Origin of the sequence: Actinoallomurus acaciae (assembly GCF_042429965.1) — a bacterium.
In the GTDB taxonomy this organism is placed as follows: domain Bacteria; phylum Actinomycetota; class Actinomycetes; order Streptosporangiales; family Streptosporangiaceae; genus Actinoallomurus; species Actinoallomurus acaciae.
In genome coordinates this window covers 1-6557 of record NZ_JBHLZP010000448.1, presented here as the reverse complement: position 1 = coordinate 6557, position 6557 = coordinate 1, and the positions used below count along the sequence as shown (strand labels likewise).

The 6557-nt window shown below is 72.3% G+C and carries 10 protein-coding genes; 1 reads left to right on the top strand and 9 read right to left on the bottom strand.

Annotation, left to right across the window (positions count from 1 at the left end; genetic code table 11):
• The 3 genes from mobA to moaA form a co-directional block, all read right to left on the bottom strand.
• On the bottom strand, positions 1-236 hold a 236-nt coding region (mobA, locus tag ACFFNX_RS38095; RefSeq protein WP_378210948.1), incomplete at its 3' end, for a molybdenum cofactor guanylyltransferase.
• On the bottom strand, positions 223-534 hold the full coding sequence (locus ACFFNX_RS38090; RefSeq protein ID WP_378210947.1) for a DUF3467 domain-containing protein: 312 nt from the start codon (positions 532-534) through the stop codon (positions 223-225). The genes ACFFNX_RS38090 and mobA, both read right to left, overlap by 14 nt.
• A 125-nt stretch (positions 535-659) precedes the next feature.
• The gene (gene moaA / locus ACFFNX_RS38085) at positions 660-1643 is read right to left on the bottom strand and encodes a GTP 3',8-cyclase MoaA (protein ID WP_378210945.1); all 984 of its coding nucleotides are present in this window, start codon (positions 1641-1643) and stop codon (positions 660-662) included.
• Positions 1644-1736: 93 nt separating this feature from the next.
• Here moaA and ACFFNX_RS38080 point away from each other — a divergent pair, with 93 nt between their 5' ends.
• Positions 1737-2546: an alpha/beta hydrolase gene (locus tag ACFFNX_RS38080; protein WP_378210950.1), complete on the top strand. Its 810-nt coding sequence runs from the start codon at positions 1737-1739 to the stop codon at positions 2544-2546.
• A 36-nt stretch (positions 2547-2582) separates the two neighbouring features.
• On the opposite strand, the gene ACFFNX_RS38075 is transcribed toward ACFFNX_RS38080, so the two are convergent.
• The 6 genes from ACFFNX_RS38075 to ACFFNX_RS38050 all read right to left on the bottom strand — a co-directional run.
• Positions 2583-3773 (bottom strand): RtcB family protein, encoded by a 1191-nt coding sequence (locus ACFFNX_RS38075; protein WP_378210944.1) that lies wholly within the window; start codon positions 3771-3773, stop codon positions 2583-2585.
• 64 nt (positions 3774-3837) lie between these two features.
• Positions 3838-4026, bottom strand: coding sequence for a hypothetical protein (locus ACFFNX_RS38070; protein ID WP_378210943.1), 189 nt, complete (start codon positions 4024-4026; stop codon positions 3838-3840).
• An 11-nt stretch (positions 4027-4037) separates the two neighbouring features.
• On the bottom strand, positions 4038-4445 hold the full coding sequence (locus ACFFNX_RS38065; protein WP_378210941.1) for an arylamine N-acetyltransferase family protein: 408 nt from the start codon (positions 4443-4445) through the stop codon (positions 4038-4040).
• A 590-nt stretch (positions 4446-5035) separates the two neighbouring features.
• Entirely contained in the window at positions 5036-5989 is a 954-nt protein-coding gene (locus ACFFNX_RS38060; protein WP_378210939.1) for a pirin family protein, read from the bottom strand.
• Complete coding sequence (locus ACFFNX_RS38055) at positions 5986-6297, bottom strand: GNAT family N-acetyltransferase (protein ID WP_378210938.1); 312 nt, start codon at positions 6295-6297, stop codon at positions 5986-5988. Before ACFFNX_RS38055 ends, ACFFNX_RS38060 begins: the two co-directional genes overlap by 4 nt.
• Before the next feature lie 33 nt (positions 6298-6330).
• Positions 6331-6557, bottom strand: a 227-nt coding sequence (locus tag ACFFNX_RS38050) for a SelB domain-containing protein (RefSeq protein ID WP_378210937.1), incomplete at its 5' end; no start/stop codon positions are given.

The following is a 6557-nucleotide window of genomic DNA, read 5'->3' as shown; positions in this document are numbered from 1 at the left end:
GCGGGGACCGGCCCGCCGCCCGGAGGATCCTCACGGACCACGATCGCCCCCGGCAACTCGGGACGGGGCGGGCCGACCAGGACGATCCGCTCCGCCGAGGCCACCGCCGCGCCGACCCACGCGACCAGCGTGCGGCCCCCGACCACCACGCCGGGCTTGTCGGCCCCGGAGAGCCGCCGCGCCTCCCCACCGGCGAGCAGCACGGCGTCGTACGGCTCCGGCTCACTGGTCGTCATGGGCGCTCTTGGCGTTCTCCCGCTCGTACGCGCTGAGGTTCTGCTCCAGTGACTTCATCAGTTCCCAGACCTGACTGGGCGGGATGCGGACGCGGGCGACCACGCGCGCCGGCACGTGGAGGTAACGGGTGCCGCTGTCCGGGTCCTCGGCCACCTCGGAGGGGCGTACCTCGGTGGAGAAGTCGATGATGAAGGAGTCCTGTGTGCGCCAGACGGAGGCGAAGCTCGCGTGCACTCCGACCTCGTGGTCCGGCGGGACCGTGATCTCAACCCGGTGTTCCTGCGGCTGCTCGGTCACGGTACCTCCTTCGTCGGCAACGCGACCGAGGTGCTGTGCTCGTCGGCTCCCGCCCGGTCACGGCACCTCCTCCGTCTCCCCTGCGGCCCCTTGGGTCCCTCGCTCCGCTCGATCACTGATCCTTTCTACCCGCCGATGGCGGACATCGGACGTGCCGGCTGCAGGAAACTCGGGTCGTCGATGCCGTGTCCGGGCCGCTTCGCGGCCACGGCGGCGCGCCAGCGGGACGCCAGGTCATCGTCGGAGACGCCCGCGCGCATCGCGTCGCGCAGGTCGGACTCCTCGCGGGCGAACAGGCAGTTGCGGATCTGGCCGTCCGCGGTGAGCCGCACCCGGTCGCACGCCCCGCAGAACGGCCGGGTCACCGAGCCGATGACGCCGACCGTCGCCGGGCCGCCGTCGATGAGGAACCGCTCGGCGGGCGCGCTGCCGCGCGCCTCGCCGGGCTCGGGCGTCAGGTCGAAGGCGGCCGAGAGGCGGTCGAGGATCTCATCGGCCGTGATCATGCCCTCACGCCGCCAGCCGTGCTGGGCGTCGAGGGGCATCTGCTCGATGAAGCGCAGTTCGTAGCCCCGCTCAAGGCAGAACCTCAGCAGCGACACGGCGTCCGCGTCGTTGACGTCGCGCATGAGCACGGCGTTGACCTTGACCGGACGCAGGCCGGCGCGATCGGCCGCGGCCATCCCGTCGAGCACGTCCGGCAGCCGGTCGCGGTGCGCGAGCGCCTTGAAGGTCTCGCGGTCGAGCGTGTCGAGGGAGACGTTGACGCGGTGCAGTCCGGCCTCGGCGAGCGGGGCGGCCAGCCGGGCCAGCCCGATGCCGTTGGTGGTCAGCGAGATCTCCGCGCCCAGCGCGGACGTCCGCGCGACGATGTCGGCCAGGCCCCGCCGCAGGAGCGGCTCGCCGCCGGTGTAGCGGACCTCGGTGATGCCGAGCCGCTCGACGCCGACGCGCACGAGGCGGACCACTTCATCGTCGGTGAGCAACTCCGGCTTGGGCAGCCATTCGAGGCCCTCGGGCGGCATGCAGTAGGTGCAGCGGAGATTACAGCGGTCGGTGAGCGAGACCCGCAGGTCGGTCGCGACCCGGCCGTAGCCGTCCACCAGCAAGGAAGGTTCCCCCTCAAATAGCCGCTGATCCCCCCAGCCTATGTCGTAACCGAACCGCGACCACGGGTCTGGTGTTCCCCGGCCGGGACAACGATCATGACGGGCATGGAATGGGACTTCACCGGTGCACGCGAACGCATCACGGCCCGCGAGTGGCCCGCCGACTCCCCGCGGTGGGTGGCGCTCCTGGCGCACGGCTACGGGGAGCACATCGGCCGGTACGAGTACGTCGCGGACACACTGCTGCGACACGGCGCGGCGGTGTACGGGCCCGACCATCTCGGGCACGGCCGGTCGGACGGCGAGCGGGTGCTGGTCCACGACTTCGAGGAGGTCGTCGCCGACCTGCACACCGTCGGCGAACACGCGCGTGAGCGCCACCCCGGGCTGCCCGTCGTACTGATCGGGCACTCCATGGGCGGCATGATCGCGGCCCGCTACGCGCAGCACCACGGCGCCGGGCTGGCGGCCCTCGTCCTGTCCGGGCCGGTCCTGGGACCGTGGGGAGCGATCACGGCGCTGCGCGGCGTGGAGGAGATCCCCGACGACCCGATCGACACCGCGACGCTGTCCCGTGACCCGGCGATCGGCACGGCGTACGCCGCCGACCCGCTGGTGTGGCACGGCCCGTTCAAGCCCACGACGGTACGGGCGTTCGACCGCTGCCTGTCGGCGATCGCGGAGGGCGGGCGGCTCGGGGCCCTGCCGACCCTGTGGGTGCACGGAGAGGCCGACGAGCTGGTCCCGTTGCGCGAGACGCGCATCGGCATCGAACAGATCCGCGGCGACGACCTGACCGAGATCCTCTACCCGGACGCCCGGCACGAGGTCTTCAACGAGACGAACAAGGACGAGGTCCTGGCCGACGTCACGGCATTCACCGCACGCCACGTCGGCGCTTGAACGACGGCGGCGGCGCCCCGGGCGGGGCGCCGCCGGTCAGCCCTTGACGCAGACGAGCTGGCGCAGGTGGGCCACGACCTCCACGAGGTCGGTCTGTGCCTCGATCACCGACTCGATGTCCTTGTACGCGCCGGGGATCTCGTCGATGACCCCCGAGTCCTTGCGGCACTCGACGCCCTGGGTCTGCTCGATCAGGTCGTCTACCGTGAAGGACTTCCTGGCCCGCGTACGGCTCATCCTGCGGCCCGCGCCGTGCGACGCGGAGTTGAAGGCCTTCTCGTTGCCGAGGCCGCGGACGATATAGGTGCCCGTCGCCATCGAGCCCGGGATGATGCCGAGGTCGCCCTCGCCCGCGCGGATCGCGCCCTTGCGGGTGACGAGCAGCTCGACACCGTCGTAGGTCTCCTCCGCCACGTAGTTGTGGTGGCAGGAGATGACGTCGTCCCAGCGGACCCGTTTGCCGGCGAAGTGGCGCGTGATGACGTTCTGGGTCAGCGCCATCATCACGGCGCGGTTGCGCCGCGCGTAGTCCTGCGCCCAGAACAGGTCCCGGCGGTACTCCTCCATCTTGCGCGTGCCGCTGAGGAACACCGCCAGGTCGCGGTCTGGCAGGTCCTGGTTGTGCGGCAGCCGCATCGCGGCCTCGATGTGGTGGTCGGCCAGTTCCTTGCCGATGTTGCGCGACCCCGAGTGGAGCACGACCCACACCGCGCCCGCGTCGTCCGCGCACACCTCCAGGAAGTGGTTGCCCGACCCGAGCGTGCCCAGCTGGGACGTCGCGCGGCCCCGGCGGGACCGGGCGATCGGCGCCAGCTCGTCATAGCCCCGCCAGAACTCGTACCAGCCGCGTTCCTTCAGGCCCGGCACGGCCGAGGGGTCCACGGCCGTCTTGTGCGCGCCGCGCCCGACCGGCACGGCCTTCTCGATCCTGGCCCGCAGCCGGCTCAGGTCGTCGGGCAGGTCATCGACGGTGAGGCTGGACCTGACCGCGGTCATCCCGCAGCCGATGTCCACCCCGACCGCGGCCGGGGCCACGGCGTCGCGCATCGCGATGACCGAGCCGACCGTCGCGCCCTTGCCGTAGTGCACGTCCGGCATGACCGCCACGCCGTGCACCCAGGGCAGGTTCGCGACGTTGCGGAGCTGGTCGAGCGCGCCCGGCTCGACCTCGGCGGGATCGGTCCAGATCCGGATCGGGACGTGACCGCCTCGCATCGTGTACGGCATCACCATCTCCTCTCCGAAACATCCGGTGTGCCGTGACTATGACGCCAAAAAACGATCATCCGTTTCAACTGGTTTTCGGCGCGAGGGCCGCGACGAGGCCGCTCGTGGCGGCGGCGTCCAGGACGATGCCGAAGACCTCCTCCAGGATCTTGGGCACCTCCCCGGGCTCCAGCCGTGCCGTCTCCGCGACGCCGTCCGGGCGGGCCGAGGTCAGGGTGGTGTCGTCCAGGACGTGGCGGACGCCGGGGCGCACGCACTGGACCATCAGCCGACCGACGAACGGCGATCTCGGACCCACCGCTCGCCCGTCGTCTCGGCGCCGTCGGCGAGCGGCACCGGCGCGAGCTGGCCGCGGCCGAAGCCGACGTCGCAGAGCCACGGGCGCTCGTCGTCGGCGGGCTCGGCCAGCAGCAGGGCGTGCGTGGCGGACCGGACCGCTCCCGTGCCCATCCGGACCCGCGCGGACAGCCCCGTGACGCCGAAGCCGAGGCGCTCCAGGACGGCCCCGAACAGCAGGACGTGCTCGTAGCAGTAGCCGCCGCGCCGGGCCCGCACCATCTTGGCCTCCAGGTCCGCGACGCCGAGGAGCACCGGCCGGCCGAGCACGATCTCCAGGTTCTCGAACGGAATCGCGAGCGCGTGCGCGCGCATCAGCGTGCGCAGGGTCCCCACGGTCGGCGGCAGGCCGCCCCTCCACCCCGACCCGGGCCAGATAGGCGTCCAGATCCAGCCGGTCACCGTTCCAGGTGGGCTGCCGCGTCACGCCCACGCCAGGGCCTGTCTCGAGTGGTTGGGTCGTGGGTTTTCCACAGCCGTGCGTGCGGTCCTTCTTTGGCGTGTGGGGTGACTTGACACCGGGATGGCCGGCCGGTCGTCTCGGCCGCACCGTGGCCCGTCCAAGACGCCGCAGCCGGTGCGCACCGAGTATCCGCAACACCCGCTACGAACCCCGCCCGGGGCACGGCCTTCGCGCACACCATCGTCGATGACCACTCACGGGCCGCCACCGCCGTTGAGATGTTCCGTGACACCGTCGCCTGATTCGCCACCCACGGCGTGACGATCGAACACGTGCTCAACGACAACGGGTGAGCACTCAGCCGCTTCCACCCCTCAGAACAAGCACACCGCAAAGCCCTGCCAGCCAGGCTCCATCACTACGAACACCACCAGCCCCACACCGCGACCAGCGGCAAACCACCCATCACCCGCTTGACCGACCTCCCTGGGCAGTACACCTAGAACCTCGACCGCCGTTGAGGTCAACGGGAGCGGCGGCTCCGGGGACGCAGGCGCACGCCGGGCAGCGCGGGTGCGGGGATGCGCTCCCCGCCGTGCCCGGGGACCGTGCCGAACCGGTCGCCGTCCTCCCAGCCTGCGCGCGCGGCGGCGATCTCCTCGTGGTCGCGCCCGACGAAGTTCCACCACATCACCAGGTCGTCGGGGAACGGCTCGCCGCCGAGCAGGACGGCACGCGCCTCGGCCGCGGCCGACACGGCCACCTCGTCGCGGCCCGTACCGAGGTAGAGCAGTGGTCCCGCGGCGAGCCGCGAGCCGGCGACCTCCAGCTCACCGGACAGGACCAGCAGGCCGTACTCGAAGTCACGGCGCAGCGGCACGCTCGTGGCCGTCCCGGCGGCGAGTTCGAGGTCGGCGCCGGCCAGCGGCGTGTACACGGTGGCGGGCGAGACGGTGCCGCCGATGCCCCCGGCGAAGACGGTCGCCCGCAGGCCGCCGTCCTCGTACACGGGCAGCTCGACGTGCTGCTCGAACCCGGCCTCGCCGGCCGCGCGGTCGGCGGGCAGCGCCAGCCAGAGCTGGAGGGCGTCCAGCAGCGGCGCTTCCCCGACGGAGAACTCCGAGTGCGACACGCCGTGGCCCGCGGTCATGAGGTTCAGCTGCCCCGGCCGCAGGAGCACGTCGTTGCCCAGGCTGTCGCGGTGCCTGATCCGGCCGCGCAGGGGCCAGGTGACCGTCTGCAGGCCGGTGTGGGGGTGGGGCAGCACACGCATGTCGGTGCGCTGCGGGCCGAACCGGTCGAGGAAGCACCAGGCGCCGACGGTGGGCAGCGACCGGTGCGGCAGCAGGCGGTCCACCCGCATGCCGCGGACGCCGCCGAGGGGCACCTGCCGGGACTCGTAGAGCTCCAGCACCGCGCCCTCGCCGGCCGCCGGCCGCGCCTCGGTGATCGCCGGATGAGCGTCCAGGTCGCTCATCCGGCGCCCTCGGGCCAGCGGACGTGTTCCTCGTACTCGGGATGTTTGCGCAGGTAGGCGGCGATGAACGGGCACAGCGGGACGATCACACGGCCGCGGCGTACGGTGTCGTCGAGCGCTGCTGCGGCCAGCGCCTTGCCGACGCCCTTGCCCTCGAAGGCCGCCTCGACCTCGGTGTGGGTGAAGATCGTACGGTCGGCCCGCTCACGGTAGTGGGCGACCCCGGCGAGCGTCTCGCCGGACCACGCCTCGTACCGCTTCTTCTCCTCGTCGTGCCGCACGTCGAGTGCCGTGAGCTCCTCGGCCATGTGTCTCCTCCCCTTCGCCGCCCGGCCATCGTGTCAGAGGCCGCCGGATGGCCCTCGCCCGCCCCGGACCGTACGCCGGTCGCCGGTACGGACGGTGAGCCCGCGGCGATCCAGGTGTTCCAGCAGCGGCACGGCCACGCGGCGGCTGGTGTCGAGGGCCTTCCGCGCCTCGCTGACCGTGAACGGCTGCGGCAGCGACGCGAGCACGGCCGCCGCCCGGTCGTCGGCGCCCGCCGCCAGCTCGACGCCCTCGGCGACGC

Bases quoted from the DNA above. Each gene is read 5' to 3' on its own strand.
- ACFFNX_RS38055 (WP_378210938.1), bottom strand. From the start codon at position 6,297: ATGGCCGAGGAGCTCACGGCACTCGACGTGCGGCACGACGAGGAGAAG.
- ACFFNX_RS38075 (WP_378210944.1), bottom strand. From the start codon at position 3,773: ATGCCGTACACGATGCGAGGCGGTCACGTCCCGATCCGGATCTGGACC.
- ACFFNX_RS38060 (WP_378210939.1), bottom strand. From the start codon at position 5,989: ATGAGCGACCTGGACGCTCATCCGGCGATCACCGAGGCGCGGCCGGCG.